Below are 22299 nucleotides of genomic sequence, written 5' to 3' on the forward strand. Positions count from 1 at the left end.
AGAAGGTGAACTTGGATGGAACAACCGATTCTCGAAATGAGAGGTATTAATAAAGCTTTTAATGGGATTACCGTTTTAAACGATGTCCATTTCTCCGTCAAAAAAGGTGAAGTTCACGCCTTGATGGGGGGAAATGGTGCCGGGAAATCGACGTTAATGAAAATCCTCACAGGCGTATACTCTGCAGACAGCGGCGAGATTTTAATTGAAGGAAAACCGGTAAGCATTAAAAGTTATGATGATGCTCAAAAGAATAATATATCGATGATTTTCCAAGAGTTTAGTTTAATTCCTACCCTTACCGTCGCTCAAAACATCTATCTTACTCGTGAGAAGAAAACATCATTAGGGCTGCTCGATGATAAGGATTGTGAGAAGAAAACAGAAAAATTGCTAGAAGAATTAGGCGTAGATATTAGACCCAATGATGTAGTTCAAAATTTGGGGGTCGGCTATTGGCAGATGACGGAAATAGCCAAAGCACTTTCCCAAGAAGCAAAGATTCTGATTATGGATGAGCCAACCTCGTCCTTAACCAAAAATGAAACGGAAGTACTCTTTAGTTTTATTAACAAATTGAAAGCAAAAGGTTATTCCATCATCTATATTTCTCACCGGATGGATGAAATCTTTGAAATATGTGACCGAATCACGATTATGCGTGATGGCCGATATGTCACAACAGAAAAATGCAGTGAAACTGATCTTGATACTGTAATTTCACATATAGTCGGTATGCAATTTGACCAAGCTTTTGAATGGAAAGAACGTTCCTACGCAACGGACGTGCCGCCCATTTTTGAAGTAAGAAACTTAAGTGCCGAACATGTCCAGGATATTAATCTGAAAATTCAGCCGGGTGAAATCGTTGGAATTGCCGGGTTAATGGGAAGCGGCCGGACGGAATTACTTCGAAATCTCTTCGGGATTGACCCAATTAAGAGTGGAGACATCTACATCAATGGTCAAAAACATTCCATTAAGAATCCTAAGAATGCCATAGAAGCCGGACTTGCACTGATTCCGGAGGACCGCCGGATGCAGGGATTGGTCCTTGAACATAGTGTCAAGGATAATATGATTCTTCCAATTCTTTCAAAGGTGAAAAAAGGAGCTTTTATTGATAGTAAGAAATCTAATGACATTAGTAATGAATTTGTAAGGAAGTTAAATATTAAAACCGATAATATTTTTAAAAAGGCCGGGTTGTTATCGGGCGGTAATCAGCAAAAAATCGTTCTAGCTAAATGGCTGGCGAACGACCCTACTGTCTTGATGTTGGATGAACCAACGATTGGTGTGGATATTGGTGCAAAAACGGAAATTGTGGAGATTATTAGAGCCATGGCCGAAAACGGCAAGGCAATCCTTGTGGTTTCTTCCGAACTTCCAGAACTGCTTGCTTTGAGTGATCGTGTCATCGTTATGCATGATGGGGAAATTAAAAAGGAAATGACCCGCAGGGAGATTAAATCAGAGGAGGAATTACAATATGCAATCCAAGGTTTCTAGTATTCAAAAGCCAGCCACTCCTTCATTGAAAGGATTCGAGTGGCGTAATTATATTGTCTATTTTGCCTTCGTGGGCGTATTAATCTATTTTTCTATCACCTTAAGTGATGAAGGTTTTTTAACTTCAGGGAACTTATTAAACATTGTTAGACAAACAGCGACGATTTCTTTGATGGCGTTGGCCATGACATTCGTTATTAGTACAGGGGAGATTGACCTTTCTGTTGGTTCCATTGCTGCCCTTTCTTCTCTAGTCGGTGCATTAGCCATCCAAGCGGGCTATGGCATTATTGGTGGACTCATCGGCGGTGTAGGTACTGGACTTGTGGTTGGATTAATCAATGGTTTGCTAGTAACAAAAGTAGCGATTCCTTCTTTCTTAGTAACACTTGGAACAATGGGAGCTGTAAAAGGTGCTGCGATGTGGGTTACAGATACTGCTCCAGTTCCGATTGTAGATGCAAATTTCAATTTCATTTTTGGTTCAGGGGATATTGGGCCGATTCCAGTTCTACTTATTTGGACTCTAGTATTTACAGTGATTGCTCATATCTTACTTCGTAAAACATCTTTTGGCCGTCAGGTATTGGCGACAGGCGGTAACGAAAATGCGGCAAGATTCTCTGGCGTAAAGACAATGAAGATCAAGTTAATGGTTTTTCTTGCAACTGGTTTAATGGCTGGGTTAGCTGGTCTCCTTTATGCGGGCCGTATGAATGCCGGACGTTTTTCCTTCGGTGAAGGGGATGAGCTTTCTGTTATTGCTGCGGTTATCCTTGGTGGAACAAGCTTGTTTGGCGGTGTAGGAACAATCATCGGAACGATTGTTGGTTCCTTAATGATTGGTACGATCAACAATGGTTTGATTATCATGGGTCTTGATGTCAGCCAGCAAATGATTATCAAAGGAGTTATCATTATCTTGGCGGTGGCTTTTGGTAAGAAAGCGTTGAAGAGGTAATTTTTAATAGAGGTTTCCGCGGAATAATAGCAGAATTCTGCGGAATTCCCCCGGAAATTGACGGAATTAATGATAAAAAAAGCGGAATTCTTTTCAAAAAAAGTGGAATGACCCTATATGGTCTATAAATTTCCATTCTTGAACTACACGATCATGAACAGGAGGAAGAAAGGTGGAGAAGATTAAAGTTGGTATCATCGGTACTGGTTTTATCGGGCCGACTCACATAGAAGCCATTAGAAGGCTTGGTTTTGTAGAAGTAGCTGGTTTGGCGGAAACCAGTCAAGAAATGGCTGAAAAAAAGGCAGCTGAGCTGGGAATTCCGAAGGCATTTGGTGATTACCGAGAAATGCTGAAAGACAGCGAAATCCAGGTCGTGCACAATTGCACACCAAATCATCTTCATTTTGCCATTAATAAAGAGATTATTTTAGCTGGAAAGCATGTTGTCTCAGAGAAACCACTGGCTATGAACAGTGATGAATCAGCAGAATTGTTGGAGTTAGCAGAAAAACAAGGCGTCATCCATGCGGTGAACTTTAATTACAGACAGCATGCGAGTGTACAAAACTTAAAAGCGAAAATCACTGAAGGTGATCTTGGGATAGTGAACTTGGTTCACGGAAGCTACTTGCAGGACTGGTTATTATATGAAACAGACTACAACTGGCGTTTGGCACCCGAAGTAGGCGGAAAGTCACGCGCAGTAGCGGACATTGGTTCCCATTGGTGTGATACCGTCCAATTTGTAACAGGCAAAAGGATTGTCGAAGTTTTTGCCGATTTAGCAACTGTTGTTCCAGTAAGAAAGAAACCGCCAGGAAACGTAGCTACTTTTGGGGCACAGACGGCGGAAGATAGGCAATATGAAGATGTACCAATTAATACAGAAGACTATGCATCCGTTCTTGTCCGGTTTGAAGATGGAGCACGAGGAGTCTTTACGGTATCTCAAGTAAGTGCGGGACGGAAAAATAGATTAAGCTTTGAGATTAACGGTAATCAAGCTTCAGTATTTTGGAATCAGGAAGAGCCTGAGAAGCTATGGATTGGGCACCGGGATAAAGCAAATGAAGTTCTATTAGCGGATCCGGCGTTGTTTTCACCAGAGGCAAAGTCTGCTATCCATCATCCAGGAGGGCATAATGAGGGCTGGCCGGATGCTTTGAAAAATATGATGTTGAATTTCTACTCGTTTGTTCGTGACGGCAAAAGCCTGAAAACAGACAAGCCAAATTTTGCGACATTTGCAGATGGACACCTTTCGATGTGTATCACAGACGCAATCTTAGAAAGTAACCAGCAGCAGAAATGGGTGAAGGTTCAGGCTAACAAGGAGGTACTTGCGTGAAATTAGGTGTATTTACCCCCTTATATCAGAACCTGCCTTTTGAAGAAATGTTGGATAAACTGGCAGCCATGGGTGTGGAGGCTGTTGAATTGGGGACAGGGAATTATCCCGGCAATCATCACTGTAATCCGGATGAATTGCTTGCATCTCCTGAAAAAAGAAAATCATTCCTGAGAGAGCTTGAAACTAGGGGAATAACAATCAGCGGCTTAAGCTGCCACGGTAACCCGCTTCATCCAAATGTAAACATTGCTCAAGAGTCACATGAGGTTTGGCGAAAAACGGTATTACTTGCAGAACTTTTGGAAGTTCCTGTAATCAATGGCTTCTCCGGCTGTCCGGGTGATCATATAAGTGCAAAAAATCCAAACTGGGTTACATGCTCATGGCCTCCGGAATATTTAGAAGTGCTGAACTGGCAATGGAACGAAGTCGTTATTCCTTATTGGAAAGAGGAAGCAAAATTCGCGAAGTTGCACGGCATTAATCAAATAGCTTTTGAGATGCACCCAGGATTTGTCGTTTATAATCCTGAAACTCTACTAAAGTTAAGGGAGCATGCCGGCGAAAACATTGGAGCAAACTTTGATCCGAGCCATCTTGTTTGGCAAGGAATTGACCCGGTCGAGGCCATCAAAAAGCTTGGCAGGGAAAATGCGATCTTCCATTTCCATGCGAAGGACACTTATTTAGATCAAGCAAATATCAAGATTAATGGTGTTTTAGATACAAAGCATTATAGCCAAATTTTAGACCGCTCTTGGACATTTAGATCAGTCGGATACGGCTCGGACGAAAAAATGTGGAAAGACATAGTAAGTGCCCTTCGAGCAATCGGATACGATTATGTCATTTCCATCGAACATGAAGATATGCTGGCTTCCACCGACGAGGGATTAAGCAAAGCGATTACTCTCCTAAAAGGGGCCATGTTCAAGGAACAAATAACCGAGATGTGGTGGGCTTAAGGAAGCATGGGGACGGTTCTCATGCTCCCAAATGGCTGGCTGGTCCTTAAATCTCCCGTCTCAAGGAAATTTGATAGATTCTCCATTTTCGACAAACCGGAAATATAGTGGCTTATTTTTAACAATTTCAATTAAATTGGAGGCAGTACGATGACAACAATGAATGCAGTATTTTTTCCAGGAGATAAAAAGGTAGAGATTCGTCAGGTGGATATCCCAACACCTGGCCAAGGAGAAGTATTAGTTCAATTAAAAGCTTCCGCTATTTGCCGAAGCGATATGAGCTTATATTATGGAACTTCCGTTTTTGAAGGAACAAAATGCGGCTGCACGGTACCAGGGCATGAACCTGCAGGAGTTATCACGGAAGTAGGAGCTGGCGTTTCCAATTACAAAGCGGGTGACCGAGTTGCTGTTTACTTAGCTCTTGGCTGCGGGGAATGTGCACATTGTAAGAGCGGCTACAAAATGTTCTGCAAAGAATTTAAGTGTATCGGCTTTGACTCTCACGGCGGTGACGCAGAATACATGGTGGTTCCAGCTGAAAACTGTATGAGACTGCCAGATAGCATGAGTTTCGTAACGGCCGCTGTTTCAACTGACGCTGTAGGAACCCTTTACCATGCGCAAAAGAGATTAGGAATTTCCGGAAGAGACTACCTGGTCATTTTTGGAATGGGTCCTATGGGCGGTGCGGGTGTGATGATCGCTAAAGGCTTAGGCGCAACAGTAATCGCTGTTGATATGCTGGATGAGCGCTTGGAGCTTGCGAAGGAATTGGGTGCGGATTATACCATCAATGGTAAAACCATGAATGTTCAGGAAGAAATTGCTCGTATTACAAAGGGTCTTGGTGCAGATGCTGCGATTGATTGTTCCGGAAGCCCTTACGGTGAGAATGATGCATTAGATTGCGTGAGAGCACATGGACGTGTCGCTTTTATTGGGGAAAGTAAAGAGACAACAATCAAACCAAGTGCGCAATTAATTCGAAAACAGATTTCTGTAATGGGCTCTTGGTACTTCCCAATTCAAGAATTTGATGAAATTGCGGAGTTTATTGTTAGAAAGAATCTGCCTGTAGAAAAGTTGGTTACTCACCAATTTAAATTGGAAGAAGCGGAAACAGCTTTCCGTATGTTTGACGAAAGAAAGACGGAAAAAGCTGTGTTTGTTTGGGAATAATCGCATTGAATAACAAAAATTTGCTTTAAGACTTAATTTTTGAGGAGGATCAAAAAATGAAACTTTCATTTAATACTTGGGTTTATAATTCTTTTCCATCCATGTTGCCCTTTTATCCATTAGAAGAAGTGATTAGTCGAATTGCTGCATTTGGATATGATGGAATTGAAATAGGTTGTGCGAGTCCGCATGCATGGCCTGATTATCTATCCACACAAAGACGTAAGGAAATTCTTCAGCATTTAAAAAGAAATAATCTTAATGTAGCTGCTATGCTTCCCGCACCTGGAGGAGGACCTGGAGTGAATCCAAGTTCAGCTTTGAAAGAAGAGCGTGAATTTACGATCAATCATTATAAGGAAGTCATTCGTTTAGCGCATGACTGGGAATGCCCAACTGTGATGTGGCTTGCCGGCTGGTTTGGTTTTGGTATGAACAAACAAGAAGCATGGAAATATAGCCGCGAAGGTTTGCAAGATGTGGCAAAATATGCGAAAGACCTTGGAATCACATTAGTAGTTGAACCTCAAGCTGCTGATTGTAATTTAATTGAATCGGCAGATGATGCCCTGCAGTTGGCAGAAGAATCAGGTGAATCCAATGTGAAAGTGATGTTTGATACGTTCCATGCCCTATATCGTAATGAAGTACCGAGTGATTATGTTTATAAAATGAAAGATAAGTTGCATCATGTTCATATTTCGGATGACGATCGTTTACCGCCTGGACAAGGAACGGTAAATTGGGATTCCGTATTAAAAGCATTAAAGGAAATTGATTACAAGGGCTACCTCTCAATGGAAATTGGATTTGGTACTAGAAAAGCAGATCCTGATTGGTATGCAAAAACATCCATTGATTACTTGACAGAAAAGTTAAAAGGAATTGGATGTAAGTAATAACTTAATTGGAAAATTAGAATCCGGGCGGATACAGGGAGTTTAAATGCAACTGGTTCGCCCAATTAATCTATTTAAAAGGTCTATTCCATCTTCAAAGTCAAAAAAGGGAAAAATTAACTTCGGTAAAAAATGTAATCGATTACAAGACAGGAGAGGATGTGATACATAAAAGCGGTACAAATACTTGAGAATTTCATTCAAAGGATTAATCAATAACAAGCACGAAAAGGGGGCTAATTATGAAAAAGTTACTATCTATTTTCACTATGATTCTATTTATTACTAGTATCGCACTTGTGGGCTGCGGCAAGGATAGCAGCACCACTAGCTCGGGAAGTAAAGAGACAGAAAACACTAAAACAGAAGAAACAACAGCTAGTTCAGGCCCAATCACTATAAATCAAGAGATTCCTGATCAAGAGATTTTAAGTAAAGGTCCAAGTGGAGAATCCGCTGTTTCAGCAAAAACATTGCAGCTTACTAAAGAAGAGGTACAAAAGATCAAAGAAGGCAAATACAAAGCAGCCATTGTCATGCACTATGCTGGTAATGACTGGGCAACAGCACAAATCAATGGCTTAAAAGCAACTTTTGCAAAAATGGGAATTAAAGTCGTAGCTGTTACTGATGCCCAGTTCAAGGCCGAGAAACAAGTATCAGATATTGAAACGGTTTTAGCTAAAAAGCCAGATATTATTGTTGGGATACCAGTAGACCCTGTTTCAACTGCATCCGCTTTTAAGAAAGCGGCAGATGCAGGAGTCAAAGTTGTGTTCATGGATAATAAGCCAAAAGGATTAGAAGCTGGTAAAGATTATGTGAGCGTAGTATCTGCAGATAACTATGGGAATGGTGTTCAAGCAGCGGAAATCATGGCAAAACAGCTTGGCGGAAAAGGAAAGATAGGTGTCATTTATCATGATGCAGATTATTTTGTAACCAAACAGCGTACAGAAGCCTTTGAAAAAACAATCAAAGAAAAATATCCGAAAATCAAAATCGTGGAACGCGGCGGAATCATTGGCCCTAACGATGGAGAAAAAGTAGCATCAGGTATGCTGACCAAAAATCGTGACCTTGATGGAATGTTTGTCGTTTGGGACGTTCCGGCTGAAGGTGCATTAGCAGCAGCCCGTACTGCAGGAAAGAAAGATTTTGTCATTACGACCATTGATTTAGGGACAAACGTAGCTTTAGACATCGCCTCAAATGGTCTGATTAAAGGTCTAGGTGCTCAGCTGCCATATGACCAGGGAATTTCAGAAGCAATTTTAGCAGGTTATTCTTTACTGGGCAAAGAAGCACCTGCCTATGTAGCCGTTCCTGCTTTAAATGTTACGAAAGAAAATGTATTAGACGCATGGAAACTTGTATATCATCAAGACGCACCAAAATCTATTCAAGGTGCAGCAAAATAACAACAGCTGAAAAAAAGAGGCTCAATTTTTAGAGCTTCTTTTTTTTAGAAAAACTCCTTATTTATTAAAAAGCAGTCAAAGTCTACCTTTGGTCAAAAAGGACTACTTAGTGTTATTTAAAATGAAAGGAGGCATACGGTAAGGGCATGGAATACTCTGCAATTCTTTTAAATACTCCCCGGTTAATTACGATTAAAGAAATAAATGAAAAAAAAACCAATTGGGATAAAAAACAATCTGATTCTGATTTTACAGAGATTATCTATATTCAACAGGGGTGTGTAGAATTTGTTTATGAAAACAAACCATTTATCGTGCAAGGGGGAGATCTTATTATTCTTCATCCTTTTAGTCCTATCGAAAGAAAACCATACACGGATGAATCTTTTAAAGCGATATATGTAAATATGTCAAATCTGCATATCAATGGTAATGATAAGGGTTGGTTCACAAATTCAAATAATTTTCCTATTATTCATTTACAAGAAGAAAAAATGGAGATAAATAACTATTTAAATATTATATTAAGGGAATATCGTACCCAACATGCTGGATACCAAGATGTCATTTCTTCCATATTGCAAGCAGCTATTATTAAAATTACTCGCCTCCTGAAAAATTCAGATCACCAATCCGTTTCTTCGATATGCTTTGATGTAAAAAAATATATAGAAGAGAATTTCAGACAAGAGCTGACTTTAAACCATTTAGCCAATCTAGTATATGTAAGCCCCTACCATTTAGCGCATATTTTTAAAGAGGAAGTGGGGAAGCCTCCTATACAATATTTGATTCAGTGTCGCATAGAAGAGGCAAAACGGTTGCTGAAGCATTCTAATCTGTCTGTAAAAGAAATTGCTGCTATGATTGGATACGAAAATCCAAATTATTTTAATCTACTTTTTAAAAAGGTGACAGGGACTCCACCAGGTAAATACAGAAAAAGTGAAATTAGTTCGAAACGGGAGGTATCTCAATCGTTAGAACCCAGTATGTTTGTTGGTCGTCATCTAATAAATGCCATAACAGTAGAATAACATTTTAAAAAGGCTTCTCACTCGAGAAGCCTCTTTTGGTGTCAAATCGCTATAAAAAATGCATTAATCCCCAATATAGTATATAAATACATCAATATATTTAATTTTCTTATAATTTAAATTTTAATAAGATAACTATAGAAAGAAATTAACAGTAACTGGTTATGAGAAATTATGGCGGGTGATTGATTTGAGTCAAAAGATGTTGGCAGCTGTCCTTCATAAGAAGGAAGAATTAAGGTTGGAAGAAGTCCCTATCCCGGAAATTTCGGAAGATGAGGTTATAATTAGGGTGAAAAAATGCGGTATTTGCGGGACTGATCCTCATATTTTTAAGGGCCACTTCCCAGCTCCGTTTCCCCTTATTATGGGCCACGAGTTTTCGGGGGAAATCGTAAATGTAGGAAAACAGGTAAAATCTGTTGCTATTGAGGCCAAAGTTACCGCGGATATAAATATAAGTTGTAATCATTGTTATTTTTGCCGTGTTGGTCAGAAGTTACTATGTGAATCTATTAAGCAAATCGGTGTTCATGTGGACGGTGCCTTTGCAGAGTATGTAAAGGTGCCGCAAGGAAATATCTATACTTTGCCAGATGAAATGGATTGGGAAAAAGCGGCTTATATAGAACCGCTCGCTTGTGCCATTCACGGTTTAGAGCGGGCCAGGATGACCATAGGCAGCTCGGTAGCGATCATTGGTGCAGGCCCTATGGGATTGGCCTTAGGAAAGCTGGCAAAATTAAATGGGGCCGCGCAAGTCATCCTCACCGAGCTCAATCAAAGCCGGATTGAAAAGGCTAAAGCAATAGGTGTAGACCATGTCATCCATGCCGGCCAAGAAAACCCCATAGAGGCCGTAAAGGAGCTAACAGAAGGAAGAGGGGCTGATTTTGTATTTGAGGCGGTGGGATCCTCGTATACTTATAGACAGGCGTTTGAAATGGTCAGACGCGGTGGAACCTTAATCGCGTATGGAGCTGCGCCGGCAGATGCTGCTATCGATATAAAGCCTTTTGATATTTTTAGTAAAGAGCTTACCATTGTCGGTTCATATGCAGGTAGCTATGGAACTTGGCAGCAGGCGATACAACTAATTAAAAATGGCCTCTTTAACCCTCATGAGATCATTACCAAAACCATTGCCTTGGAGCAAATCATCGAGGGAATAAATGAAGCTTTATACAATAAAGATGTCATTAAAATCATGGTAGGGATTTAGTCTGCATCACCCAAAAGAGGCGGCCATTTGGAATATTAGTGGCAGCCTTCCCTTTATTTTAAAAACAGTAGTAGTTCGCTAGGATGATTTTTTTCTAAATTTACCTGGAGAATAACCGGTGTACTTTTTGAACAATAAGTTAAAATAATTGGCATTCGGATAACCTACTTTGGAAGCGATTTCACTTATCGGCGAATTTGTGCTTAACAGCAAGGTTTTTGCTACCTCAATTCGATAGGTAATAAGATATTGAATAGGGGCGATCCCCGTTTCATCTTTAAACGTGTGGGCCAAATGGTAAGGGTTTACAAAAACTACGCTGGCTAATTCATTAAGAGAAACGTCACGGTTGTAATTTTCAGAAATATATTTTTTTACTTTTTCCGAAATAGTGGCATTTTGACTAGAATCTGTCGTGAACAAAATACGCAGGATTTTGATGATTAGGGTTTTTAAGAGCGAGGAAATTATCTCTTGAGAACCAGGATCATTATTTTTAAATTCCTCATAAATATCCTCTATGTATTTTTGAATAGTGATATGCTGCTCTTGAACGTTCAATACCGGCTTTTCATCCGAAGCTATCATAAATCCCTCTGGAAGCAGTGATAAATGTAAACCTGAAAAGGTTAAGGAGAATCCTTTCAAACTGCTATCAACACAAGAAAGGGTATCATGCTCCATATTAGGATTAATAAGGACAAGGTCACCTCTATTGACAGTAAATATTTGACCATTTACATTAACGTTTGCTGTGCCATCCTGGATAAACAGAATCTCGGCAGACTCATGCCTATGTAATGCATTACATTTTTGCTTCCGGACTTGGCTGAGTTCAACGACCGAGGTTAAATGCGGAGTTTGTAGTAATGCTGGTAATTTTTCCATAGTACCTCCTCTGCATTTTCCCTTAAAAGGGGTTATAATAGAACTTGTCAAAAATGTGATAAAATTTAGTAATATTATTGAAAAATAAGCTAATAAATTCAATAACTATAGCAATATCCCACAAGAATCTATAGTTTTCTAACAATTAAATTAATTTTACAAGGGAGAATTTGTATTCTAAACTAGAGGGAAATCTTTGAGTTTTTTTAAGGAAGTGGTGGGAGGATGCTATTAAAACTAAATCATATCAGCAAATCCTTTTTTGATAATAAAGTCTTAAATAATATGAGCTTAGAATTAAAAGCCGGTGAAATTCATGCTCTAATTGGTGGGAATGGAGCGGGAAAATCCACTCTAATAAACATAGCATCAGGGGTGTTTAAACCGGATTACGGAGTGATCGAATTGAATGACAAAAATTTCCACTTTGATTGTCCTCAGAGCGCACAGCGCAAAGGCATTTCTGTTATTCATCAAATCCCTAATTTGGTCCAGGGCATGAGTGTGGCGGAAAATATTTTTCTTGGGAACCAGCCAAAAAAATTTAAATTTTTTGTGAATCATAGAAAAATGAAAATAGAAGCCAAAAGAATTCTCGACGAGCTTGGTGTCAGCATCAATCCGAAAGAAAAAGTAAGCAATATCCCAGTACGACAGCATTATTTAATATCCATCGCAAAAGCGATTGTTCAAAAATCGAAAATTCTATTTATGGATGAACCGACAGCAAATTTAACGGAGCAGGAAAGAGAAAACCTTTTTAGGATTATCAAAAAATATAAAGATCAAGGTGTTGGCATCGTCTTTATTACTCATCGATTAAACGAAATTCACGAAATATGTGACAAGGTGACGATTATTCGCGATGGAAAGCATGTGGCAACCCATCGAGTTAAAGATATCACGTTGAAAGAAATGACCAATCTAATGCTTGGTTACAATCTAAAACATTATTATCCTCCAATTATTACAACAACAGGTAAGGAATTATTGCGGGTTGAGCATGTAACCCAAAAACCTTATGTAGAAGATGTCAATCTCATCCTTCATGAAGGTGAGATTATTGGAATTGCAGGTTTAGCAGGTTCGGGGAAAACTGAACTTGCAAAGATTATTTTTGGACAAAGTAAAAAAGATAGCGGAAGTATCTACTGGAAAAATAATGAAGTCAATTTTAAACATCCCATTCATGCTGTCCATAACCGATTTGGCTACGTTAATGACGATCGCTTAACATCAGGATTATTTATGAATATGAGTGTAGCCAATAACATGACCATTGCCAGTTTGGAAACGCAAAACATTTTAAAATTGGTTAATCGGAATATTGAGGCGGATCAGACCCTTGAAAAAGTGATTGATCTTAATATCAAGGTTGATCATATTGATCAAAATATTCAATATTTAAGCGGCGGAAATCAACAAAAAGTGATACTGGGCAGATGGCTTATCACGGAAAGTGATCTATATATTTTAGATGAACCGACAATAGGTGTGGATATTGGCAGCAGGACGGAAATCTATCTTAAAATCCATGAGCTGGCACAAGAAGGAAAAGGAGTTATCGTTATCTCCTCTGATACAACGGAACTGCTTGGGCTTTGTAACCGCATTTTGGTTATGTACAGGGGAAGAATAGTTGCTAACCTTAAGAATGACAATATCACTGAAGAAGATATCATTCACCATATGAATGGAATGAGCCCATGTGTGAAGACATCTTCATAATTTACTAATTTAAGATCATACAGCCTCCTGCATCAGGCGGCGTATGATCTTTTTTTTGCTATTAGTACAGAATTAAAGATTGAAAATAAAAAATATTTTAACAACCGCAAGATTGTGAACTTTTGACTCAATATTGTTAATTGTTTGAAAGCATGAATCAAAGTAACATTAGAGACAAGAAATCTTACAAACCAGTTGATAAACAACAGTATTTCATACTCTATAAGTTGTTAACTAGCTGCTTTTAAAAGATTTATATTAAAAAATTTCTAGGAGGATTTAGCATGTTTAAGTACAGTTTTGATTCACTAGTTTATTTTGGAGAAGATGTTGAGAAAAGTATTGAGCGCGTAGCAAAGTTTGGTTATGACGCGATTGAATTGGTAGGCGAGCCAGATGCTTATGATACAAAAAGAGTACGCAATCTTGTAAGCGATTACGGAATCACTGTTGGTTCCATTTGCTCGATTTATAATGCAGAAAGAGACCTAGCTCATCCGGATCCAAATAAACGCAGGCAGGCAATTGATTATGTTAAACGAGTAGCAGATATGTCGGCTGAAGTAGAATGTCCAGTCATGATCGTAGCTCCAACGTCAAATGGTAAGACCGCATCACTAACTGATTTTGATGATGAAGTGAAATGGGCGATTGAAGGCATTCGTGAAGGCGCAGAATATGCAGCCAAATTAAATGTTAACCTTTGTATCGAAGCGTGGAACCGCTATGAAACTTACATGCTGAATCGATTAGATCAAGCAATGGATATGTGGAAAGAAGTAAACCTTCCAAACGTAGGAATCATGGGCGATCTATTCCACATGAATATTGAGGAAGATAATATTGCAGAAGCGATTCGTAAAAGCAGAGATGCATTAATCCACATTCATTTTGCTGATAGCAATCGTAAGGCACCTGGTCTTGGCCATATTGATTTTGTTCCAGCCTTACAAGCTTTAAAGGATATTGATTACAAAGGACATATCACTTTTGAAATTTTACCGGCTGCTGCTGATCCGTTTGGGGTTATGAAAAAAGGCGGCGGATTAGAATTCTTCGATGACTATACAAAAAAATCAATTGATCATATTAAATCACTAGAAAAATCCCTTTTCGCAAACACAAAATAAGAAGGAGAGGAAGAAGAATGAAATTTGGTGCTAGTACGTTTATTTGGGTCTCTCCCTTTTCCAACCAAACCTTGAATTTAATTGATAAAGTAAAGAATATTGGATTTGATTATCTTGAAATTTGTATTGAAGACCCTGAAACGATTGATGTAGCTGCGATTCGTAATCATTTAAATAAAACGGGTGTTCAAGCGTTAGTGTGCGGGGCATTTGGACCAAACCGGGACATCAGCTCAGAGGATGCAGCGATACGTGAACAAGGCATTGAATATATTAAAACTTGTATCGATATTGCTGCCGAACTCGGTTCACCGTTAGTGTCCGGACCAATGTATTCGGCAACTGGTAAAACGCGGTTACTAACACCTGACGAAAAGAAACAACAATGGAATTGGGCAGCTGAAAACATGAAAATTGTTGCCGATTATGCATCAGAAAAGAGTATTAGATTAGCAGTTGAAATTTTAAACAGATTTGAGACTGATTTTATTAATACGGTTCAGCAGGGCTTAGACTTTTTGGAACTAGTGGATTGTGATAATGTTGGATTCTTATTAGACACATTCCATATGAATCTTGAAGAAAAGGATATTGCAGAAGCTATTAAACTGGCTGGCAGCAAAATTTTCAACTTCCATTCATGTGAAAATGATAGAGGTACGCCAGGAACAGGACATATTCCATGGAATGAGGTATTTCAGGCATTGAAAGAAATATCCTATGATGGACCGGTTGTTATTGAATCATTTACAACTGAAATCAAAGAAATCGCACGCGCTGTTTCACAATGGAGACCGTTAGCGCCTTCTCAAGACTCTCTGGGTGAAGAAGGATTACAATTTCTCAAAAAGGCTGTATTAATATGATTAATACCCTGCAGCTGAGAAACATCAGTAAATCGTTTTCAGGGGTGAAAGCCTTAACCGATGTGAGCTTTACGATTTATGGCGGGCAAGTTCAATGTTTAGTAGGGGAAAACGGGGCAGGAAAATCAACCATTATTAAAATCTTGGCCGGCTTTTATAAGCCGGACCAAGGTGGTGAAATTGTCATCGATAATGAGCCTGTTGCTTTTTCCAGTCCAAGAGATTCCCAAAATCATGGAATTGCGGTTATCCATCAGGAATTACTGCTCGTTCCGCATTTAACGGTTGCTGAAAATATTTCATTGGGACATTGGCCGAAAAATAACCGGAAATTGGTCAATTGGAAGGACGTAGAGAAACGGGCAGAAGAGGCATTGAAAATGCTGGGAGCGAATATTGATCCAAATGCGATTGTATCTTCCTTATCTACTGGTGAACAACAGTTAGTAGAAATTGCCCGTTCTCTTTCAAGGGAAACACGAGTGCTGATTTTGGATGAGCCAACTGCTTCTCTTTCCGAATCCGAAACACAGCGTCTGATGCAAATCGTGAAAAATTTGCGGGATAAAGGCATGGCCATTATGTATGTTTCCCATCGTTTAGAAGAAGTATTTGAACTGGCGGACATGATCACCGTATTTAGAGACGGGAAATTAGTTCAATCCGCAACGAAAAAAGAAATTACTCCAAACAATATTGTTCGATTAATGGTAGGAAGAGATGTTTCCCTGGAACGAACAAGAAAGCCGGTTCATGGCAAAAAAGTGCTTGAAGTACGGAATTTAACACGTAAGTGTGCAATTGAAAATATATCCTTTGACTTACATGAAGGTGAAATCCTAGGTGTAGGCGGGCTTGTCGGAGCGGGCAGGACAGAAATATTTAGATGTTTGTTCGGTGTCGATCCGATTGATACAGGTGAGGTCATCATCAATGGGCAAAAGGTGAATATCAAAAGCCCGCAGGATGCCATCAAACATGGTATCGGATTTGTTACCGAAGATCGAAAGACACAGGGCTTAGTGTTAAATGCCAGTGTGAAGGATAATGCCTCCATATCTATCTTAAATAATATTAAGAGATTTGGCTTTATCGATCAAAACCGTGAAAAGGAAATTGTTCAAAGCTATAAAGAACAACTTCGAATTAAGACACCAAGTCTGGAAACGGCTGTAAATTCCTTAAGTGGAGGAAACCAGCAGAAGGTTGTTTTGGCTCGTTGGCTGGCCACTCATCCGAAAATTCTACTTCTTGATGAACCAACCCGTGGAGTGGATGTAGGGGCAAGAGCAGAAATCCAAGCCATGATTGAAAATCTTGTTGCGCAAGGCTTAGCAATAATTATTATTTCTTCTGATCTTATGGAACTATTAGCATTAAGCGATAGAATTATCGTTATGAGAGAAGGAAGAAATGTTGCAGAACTTAAAGATGACAAGATTACGAAGGAAGAGGTGATTAAGTTTGCAACAGGAGCAGACGCAAGTTAATAGAAAGATTGAATTGGTATCTTCGAAGGACAAAACACAGGGACGAAAAAAACTTAAACAGTATTTAGGAAGTCTTGGACTTTTAATTGTCATTGTTGCCTTCGGTATTGTACTCAGCTTTATGTCACCCGTTTTTCTTACAAAAACGAACCTTATTAATTTATTAATGCAGTCGACGATTCTTGTCACATTAGCTCTAGGAGTAACGTTTGTCATTATAACAGGCGGTATTGATTTATCGGTGGGGGCCATAATGGCGGTATCTTCTGCCCTTGGTTTAGGTTTAATTGTTTATAATGGTGTACCAGTAATTGTAGGCGTTTTCATAATGGTGTTGATTGGCGCAGTATTCGGATTAGTCAATGGATTATTTATTACCAAATTACAATTATCACCATTAATTGTAACACTAGGTACGATGGGTATTGCCAGAGGGATCGTGCTCATTTATACAAATAGCGCTAATATCGATCCGGTTCCAAATAGTTTTGTTACTTTAGCTACAGGAAGTCTTTTCTCGATTCCATATTTAATCCTTCTGGTAGCGGTATTCGCAATTATTGCCCATATTATTTTGAAAAATACGGTATTTGGAAGATCGGTATATGCAAGCGGAGGGAATGAATTGGCTGCCCGACTTTCAGGAGTCCGGACCAAGACCATTATTACCTTAACATATGTGATATCTGGTGTAACAGCTGCAATTGGGGGACTACTATTATCCGCCCGTTTGGAATCAGTGGGTCCTACTGCTGGAACAGGTCTTGAATTAACCGTTATTGCAGCCGTTGTTATTGGAGGGACTAGTCTTTTCGGAGGTCAAGGAAATATATTAGGAACCATTCTAGGTGTCATTTTAATCTCATTGGTATCAAACGCCATCAACCTGCTTTCCGTTCCGCCTGCATGGGATTCACTTGTTCAAGGCAGCGTGATATTAGTAGCAGCATTGCTGGACGTCTACCGTCGAAAGTTCTTAAAGAGTGCCTAAATAAAGAGGATGGGAAAAATCATTCACATTAAAGGGGTGTTTCAATTGAAATTTGTTAAAGGTCTTCTATTATTCGCTTTAATGTTTAGTCTGTTGGTAGGTTGCAGCTCTAATAATCAATCAGCTAGTGGTACTGAAAAAAATGCTTCCTCTAGTCAAACTAAAAATGGGAAAAAGAAAATTGCCGTATTATTGTGGAGCCGTGGTTTTGAATTTATGGTTGCGTTAGACCAGGGAATTAGAGCGGAAGCAAAAAAACAGGGCGTTGATGTTGAAGTTCTTGATGGGCAATCAAGCAGTCAAACACAGTTAAGACAAATTGAAGACAATATTGCAAAGAAAGTTGACTTAATCATTTTATCACCTGCTAACTCTGATGAATTAGTTCCAGGTGTGAAAAAAGCAAATCAAGCTGGTATTCCAGTCGTTACGGTAGATGCTGTTGTTTCAAAGGGCGCTGATGTTGTGAGCAGTATTGCTTTTAACAATGAAGAAGCAGGAAAAATGGCCGCTAAATACATTATGGATACGTTAGGAAAAGGTTCTGTATTAGAACTGACGGGTGCACCAGGAACCTATCACGCCATTTTAAGAGGCGGCGGTTTTGATAAAGGAATGGGACAGTCTTCCGATTTTAAACTTTCTACAAAAAATGCTGAATGGTCTGCAGAAAAATCTCAAGGCATTACAGCTGATTCTTTAACAGCAAATCCAAAGATCAACGCCATCTTTACTCATAACGATGATATGCAGCGCGGAGTTCTAAGCGGTCTAAGACAAATTTCTAAAACCAGCAAGGTAGGCAAAAAAGGACATATTATGCTCGTAGGTGTTGACGGAACTCCGCAGGCATTGAAACGAATTAAAAATGGTGAACAAGATGCCACTATTAATCAGGATCCATTTGAAATGGGTGCGTTAGCTGTTAAAACGGCTGTCGATCATCTTAATGGAAAAGAAGTTCCAAAAATGCAATACACTCCACCAACTTTAGTCACAAAAGAAAATGCAGACGATCCAAATCTTTGGGGGAATAAATTTAAAAAATGATAAAGAATTGGGTGATAATTTATCACCCTTTTCAATTAAAAAATAACATTTTTAGGAGGAAATTATGACAAATTCATTACGTATTATTCAAGTTGGTCTTGGCGGCTGGGGATGGAGCTGGACTCAAGTGGTATTGGACTCACCTCATTGGGAATTGGCCGCGGTGGTCGATATTAATCAGGAACTGCTGAATAAAGCATGTCAGTATTATCAAATTAACCCGAAAACAGCATTTAATAGTTTATCAGAGGCCGTTAAAGAAGTTGAGGCAGATGCCGTATTAATCCTGGTTCCGCCAGATTATCATGCAAATATCGCCTTGGAGGCATTTGAACATGGACTTCATTGTATAGTAGAAAAACCTTTAGCGGGTACTTTGGAAGATTGCAAGAAAATCGTAGAAGCAGCAGAGCGCAACGGATGTAATATTATGGTTAGCCAAAATTACCGTTTTAAAAGAGCACCTCAAACAGTCAGAAAAGTAATTGAACAAAATGTGATTGGTGAGTTGGGAAGCGTTTATATTAACTTTCAAAAATCACCTGATTTTACAGGATTTAGAACTGAAATGGACGAACCTTTGATTATTGACATGGCTATTCACCATTTTGATCAAATTAGAGGAATTCTTGGTCTTGAGCCCGTTTCCGTAAAAGCGCATTCATGGAATCCTACATGGAGCTCGTTTAAGGGAAATGCGGTTGCTTCAGTCGTTTTTGAAATGTCTAACGGTGCAGTAGTTTCTTATACAGGAAGCTGGGTTTCACGTGGATGGGAAACAACCTGGGATGGAGATTGGCGCATACAAGGTGAAGAAGGAGAAATTTTTTGGGCCAATAATGAGGTCACAGTAACACCTCATGACGTCTTTAAATCTGTATTTATGCAAGGTGCAATTGAAAAAAATGGAAGATTAGAAGTAGATTTAGTAGATTTACAGTTGGAAGAGCGCTTGGCAAGCTTACAAGAATTTGCTGAATCCATTCATGAAAACAGAGAACCTGAAACATCTGGAAGAGATAATTTGAATAGCTTGGCCATGGTTTTAGGAGCTGTTAAGTCTGCAAAAACAGGAGAAAAGGTTTATATCGAAGATGTACTGGCAGCTGTAAAGCGAGAGGAGATTACACAATAAATGGAAAAGATAAAAGTTGGTGTCATCGGAACCGGCTTTATCGGTCCAACTCACATTGAGGCCATCAGAAGACTGGGATTTGTAGAAGTAGTTGCATTAGCGGAAACCAGTCAGGAAGCAGCAGAAAAAAAAGCTGCCGAACTCGGGATTCCAAAAGCCTATGGCAATTATCGTGAAATGCTACAAGACCGCGATATCCATGTCGTGCACAATTGCACACCGAATCACCTGCATTTTGCCATTAATAAAGAGATTATTTTGGCAGGTAAGCATGTCATATCTGAAAAACCGCTGGCGATGAATAGTGAAGAATCGGCAGAATTACTAGAACTAGCAGAAAAACACGGTGTTGTCCATGGGGTTAACTTTAATTACAGACAGCATGCCAGTGTACAAAACTTACACGCAATGGTTGTAAACGGTGACCTTGGAAAAGTGAACTTGGTTCATGGAAGCTATCTTCAAGATTGGTTATTGTTTGAAACAGATTTCAACTGGCGTCTCGCCCCAGAAGTAGGCGGGAAATCTCGAGCGGTTGCCGATATTGGCTCCCATTGGTGCGATACAGTACAATATGTAACAGGAAAGAGAATTGTGGAAGTTTTCGCTGATTTAGCAACGGTTGTTCCTGTCAGAAAGAAAGCCAAAAATACAATTGCTACGTTTAGTGCACAGAATATAGAGGAACAAGAGTATGAAGATGTTTCGATCAATACAGAAGATTATGCTTCCGTTCTTGTCCGTTTTGAAGATGGGGCAAGGGGAGTATTTTCGGTATCCCAGGTAAGTGCTGGGCGGAAAAATAGATTAAGCTTTGAAATCAATGGCAGTCAAAGCTCTGTTTTCTGGAATCAAGAGGAGCCAGAAAAGCTATGGATCGGACATAGGGACCGGGCAAATGAGATTCTGCTAGCAGATCCTTCCCTGTTTACTCCAGAAGCAAGGTCTGCAATCCACCACCCTGGTGGCCATAATGAAGGCTGGCCGGATGCATTGAAAAATATGATGTTGAATTTCTATTCTTTTGTTCGTGATGGCAAGAGCTTGAAAACAGACAAACCTAATTTTGCTACATTTGAAGATGGCCACATTTCCATGTGTATTACCGATGCTATCTTGGAAAGTAACCAGCAGCAGAAATGGGTGAAGGTTCAAGCTGGCAAGGAGGTACTTATATGAAGCTAGGAGTTTTCACGGTCTTATATCAAAATCTTCCGTTCGAAGCCATGCTCGATAAATTAGCTGAGATGGGTGTAGAAGCAGTGGAATTGGGGACAGGGAATTATCCCGGCAACCATCACTGCAATCCGGATGAATTATTGGAGTCACCGGAAAAAGCCAGAGGTTTCTTACAAGCAATAGAAAGCAGAGGGTTAACGATTAGTGGTTTAAGCTGCCACGGAAATCCGCTGCATCCCGATAAAAAGTTTGCTAACGAATCTCATCAGGTTTGGAGAAAAACGGTTTTGTTGGCGGAACGTATAGGGGTACCGGTTGTGAATGGTTTTTCTGGCTGCCCTGGTGACCATGCAGGCGCTAAAAATCCAAACTGGGTTACATGTTCTTGGCCGCCTGAATATTTGGATGTGCTGAATTATCAATGGAACCAAGTGGTTATTCCATACTGGAAGGAAGAAGCTCAATATGCCAAGTCACATGGTTTAAATGTAGCTTTTGAAATGCATCCAGGCTTTATAGTCTATAATCCTGAAACACTATTAAAATTAAGAGAATACGCTGGGGAAAATATAGGTGCCAATTTCGACCCTAGCCACCTTGTTTGGCAGGGAATAGATCCTGTTGAAGCAATTAAGAAATTAGGCCGGGAAAATGCCATCTTCCATTTCCATGCAAAGGATACTTATTTAGATCAAGCCAATATCAAAATCAATGGTGTCCTAGATACAAAACATTATAGCGATATCCTTGATCGTTCATGGTCATTCCGTTCAGTAGGGTATGGACATGATGAAAAAGTGTGGAAGGATATGGTTAGTGCACTCCGTTCTGTCGGGTATGATTACGTTCTTTCGATTGAACATGAAGACATGCTTGCATCGATTGATGAAGGGCTAAGTAAAGCAATTTCTCTACTAAAGGGTATCCTGTTTAAAGAGCAAATAACGGATATGTGGTGGGCTTAAATAAAACAGTTACGAAGCAAACGTGTAACAACTGACCACGGCATTAAACCAAGGTCAGTTGTTTTTTCAGGCGAGATTGCTATGAAATAGATAGAAAATCTGGAGATTCAAGCAAATGCCAAAATAAATATAAGAAAATAAAGGATAGATGAACGCTGTTAAGTGCCTCATTTATCCTTTTTTTCTGTGAAAATAAATATTGTTTGTCACCCAGAAATAGAATACACTAATAAAAATAATATCAACATATCCCTTAACTCATCAATTCAAAGTCAAATAAGCACCTCCATATTAAAATTCAATTCTAATTAAATGATAAAC

19 protein-coding genes are annotated in these 22299 nt (G+C 39.4%); 18 read left to right on the forward strand and 1 reads right to left on the reverse strand.

The genetic code is table 11. From position 1 onward, the window contains the following. Positions 1–15 precede the first annotated feature (15 nt). From V7266_RS10245 to V7266_RS10285, 9 genes are all read left to right on the forward strand, one after another. The gene (locus V7266_RS10245) at positions 16–1512 is read left to right on the forward strand and encodes a sugar ABC transporter ATP-binding protein (protein WP_335467790.1); all 1497 of its coding nucleotides are present in this window, start codon (positions 16–18) and stop codon (positions 1510–1512) included. After that, positions 1493–2473, forward strand: a complete 981-nt coding sequence (locus tag V7266_RS10250) for an ABC transporter permease (protein WP_335467791.1) — start codon at positions 1493–1495, stop codon at positions 2471–2473. Before V7266_RS10245 ends, V7266_RS10250 begins: the two co-directional genes overlap by 20 nt. A 172-nt stretch (positions 2474–2645) precedes the next feature. Beyond that, positions 2646–3824 carry a Gfo/Idh/MocA family protein gene (locus V7266_RS10255; RefSeq protein ID WP_335467792.1) on the forward strand — a complete coding sequence of 393 codons (1179 nt, stop codon included), beginning with the start codon at positions 2646–2648 and terminating at the stop codon, positions 3822–3824. Further along, positions 3821–4792: a sugar phosphate isomerase/epimerase family protein gene (locus V7266_RS10260; protein ID WP_335467793.1), complete on the forward strand. Its 972-nt coding sequence runs from the start codon at positions 3821–3823 to the stop codon at positions 4790–4792. Before V7266_RS10255 ends, V7266_RS10260 begins: the two co-directional genes overlap by 4 nt. 150 nt (positions 4793–4942) lie before the next feature. After that, a complete protein-coding gene (locus V7266_RS10265) occupies positions 4943–5977 on the forward strand; it encodes a zinc-dependent alcohol dehydrogenase family protein (protein ID WP_335467794.1) in 1035 nt (344 codons plus the stop codon). 56 nt (positions 5978–6033) lie between these two features. Next, the gene (locus V7266_RS10270) at positions 6034–6876 is read left to right on the forward strand and encodes a sugar phosphate isomerase/epimerase family protein (protein ID WP_026565962.1); all 843 of its coding nucleotides are present in this window, start codon (positions 6034–6036) and stop codon (positions 6874–6876) included. Between the two features lie 242 nt (positions 6877–7118). After that, a complete protein-coding gene (locus tag V7266_RS10275) occupies positions 7119–8297 on the forward strand; it encodes a substrate-binding domain-containing protein (protein WP_335467795.1) in 1179 nt (392 codons plus the stop codon). A gap of 146 nt (positions 8298–8443) precedes the next feature. Next, positions 8444–9334, forward strand: a complete 891-nt coding sequence (locus V7266_RS10280; RefSeq protein WP_335467796.1) for an AraC family transcriptional regulator — start codon at positions 8444–8446, stop codon at positions 9332–9334. Positions 9335–9524: 190 nt separating this feature from the next. Beyond that, positions 9525–10556 (forward strand): zinc-dependent alcohol dehydrogenase, encoded by a 1032-nt coding sequence (locus V7266_RS10285; RefSeq protein WP_335467797.1) that lies wholly within the window; start codon positions 9525–9527, stop codon positions 10554–10556. A 78-nt stretch (positions 10557–10634) separates the two neighbouring features. Here V7266_RS10285 and V7266_RS10290 read toward each other — a convergent pair whose 3' ends face one another. Then, the gene (locus V7266_RS10290) at positions 10635–11444 is read right to left on the reverse strand and encodes an AraC family transcriptional regulator (RefSeq protein WP_144563631.1); all 810 of its coding nucleotides are present in this window, start codon (positions 11442–11444) and stop codon (positions 10635–10637) included. A 225-nt stretch (positions 11445–11669) separates the two neighbouring features. Here V7266_RS10290 and V7266_RS10295 point away from each other — a divergent pair, with 225 nt between their 5' ends. The 9 genes from V7266_RS10295 (at position 11670) to V7266_RS10335 (ending at position 21978) form a co-directional block, all read left to right on the forward strand. Beyond that, entirely contained in the window at positions 11670–13172 is a 1503-nt protein-coding gene (locus V7266_RS10295; protein WP_335467798.1) for a sugar ABC transporter ATP-binding protein, read from the forward strand. A gap of 284 nt (positions 13173–13456) precedes the next feature. Next, on the forward strand, positions 13457–14302 hold the full coding sequence (locus V7266_RS10300) for a sugar phosphate isomerase/epimerase family protein (RefSeq protein WP_144563627.1): 846 nt from the start codon (positions 13457–13459) through the stop codon (positions 14300–14302). A gap of 17 nt (positions 14303–14319) precedes the next feature. Continuing rightward, positions 14320–15168 carry a sugar phosphate isomerase/epimerase family protein gene (locus V7266_RS10305; protein WP_335467799.1) on the forward strand — a complete coding sequence of 283 codons (849 nt, stop codon included), beginning with the start codon at positions 14320–14322 and terminating at the stop codon, positions 15166–15168. Continuing rightward, positions 15165–16658, forward strand: a complete 1494-nt coding sequence (locus V7266_RS10310) for a sugar ABC transporter ATP-binding protein (RefSeq protein WP_335467800.1) — start codon at positions 15165–15167, stop codon at positions 16656–16658. The genes V7266_RS10305 and V7266_RS10310 overlap by 4 nt, the downstream gene beginning before the upstream one ends. Continuing rightward, entirely contained in the window at positions 16633–17649 is a 1017-nt protein-coding gene (locus tag V7266_RS10315) for an ABC transporter permease (RefSeq protein WP_144563621.1), read from the forward strand. The genes V7266_RS10310 and V7266_RS10315 overlap by 26 nt, the downstream gene beginning before the upstream one ends. Before the next feature lie 45 nt (positions 17650–17694). Then, a complete protein-coding gene (locus tag V7266_RS10320) occupies positions 17695–18699 on the forward strand; it encodes a sugar ABC transporter substrate-binding protein (RefSeq protein WP_335467801.1) in 1005 nt (334 codons plus the stop codon). A 64-nt stretch (positions 18700–18763) separates the two neighbouring features. Continuing rightward, the gene (locus tag V7266_RS10325) at positions 18764–19834 is read left to right on the forward strand and encodes a Gfo/Idh/MocA family protein (protein WP_335467802.1); all 1071 of its coding nucleotides are present in this window, start codon (positions 18764–18766) and stop codon (positions 19832–19834) included. Beyond that, a complete protein-coding gene (locus V7266_RS10330; RefSeq protein WP_335467803.1) occupies positions 19835–21013 on the forward strand; it encodes a Gfo/Idh/MocA family protein in 1179 nt (392 codons plus the stop codon). It abuts the gene before it with no gap. Next, positions 21010–21978: a sugar phosphate isomerase/epimerase family protein gene (locus V7266_RS10335; RefSeq protein WP_335467804.1), complete on the forward strand. Its 969-nt coding sequence runs from the start codon at positions 21010–21012 to the stop codon at positions 21976–21978. The genes V7266_RS10330 and V7266_RS10335 overlap by 4 nt, the downstream gene beginning before the upstream one ends. The last annotated feature ends 321 nt before the right edge of the window (positions 21979–22299 follow it).

Origin of the sequence: Neobacillus drentensis (genome assembly GCF_036965645.1) — a bacterium.
In the GTDB taxonomy this organism is placed as follows: Bacteria; Bacillota; Bacilli; order Bacillales; family Cytobacillaceae; genus Neobacillus; species Neobacillus drentensis_D.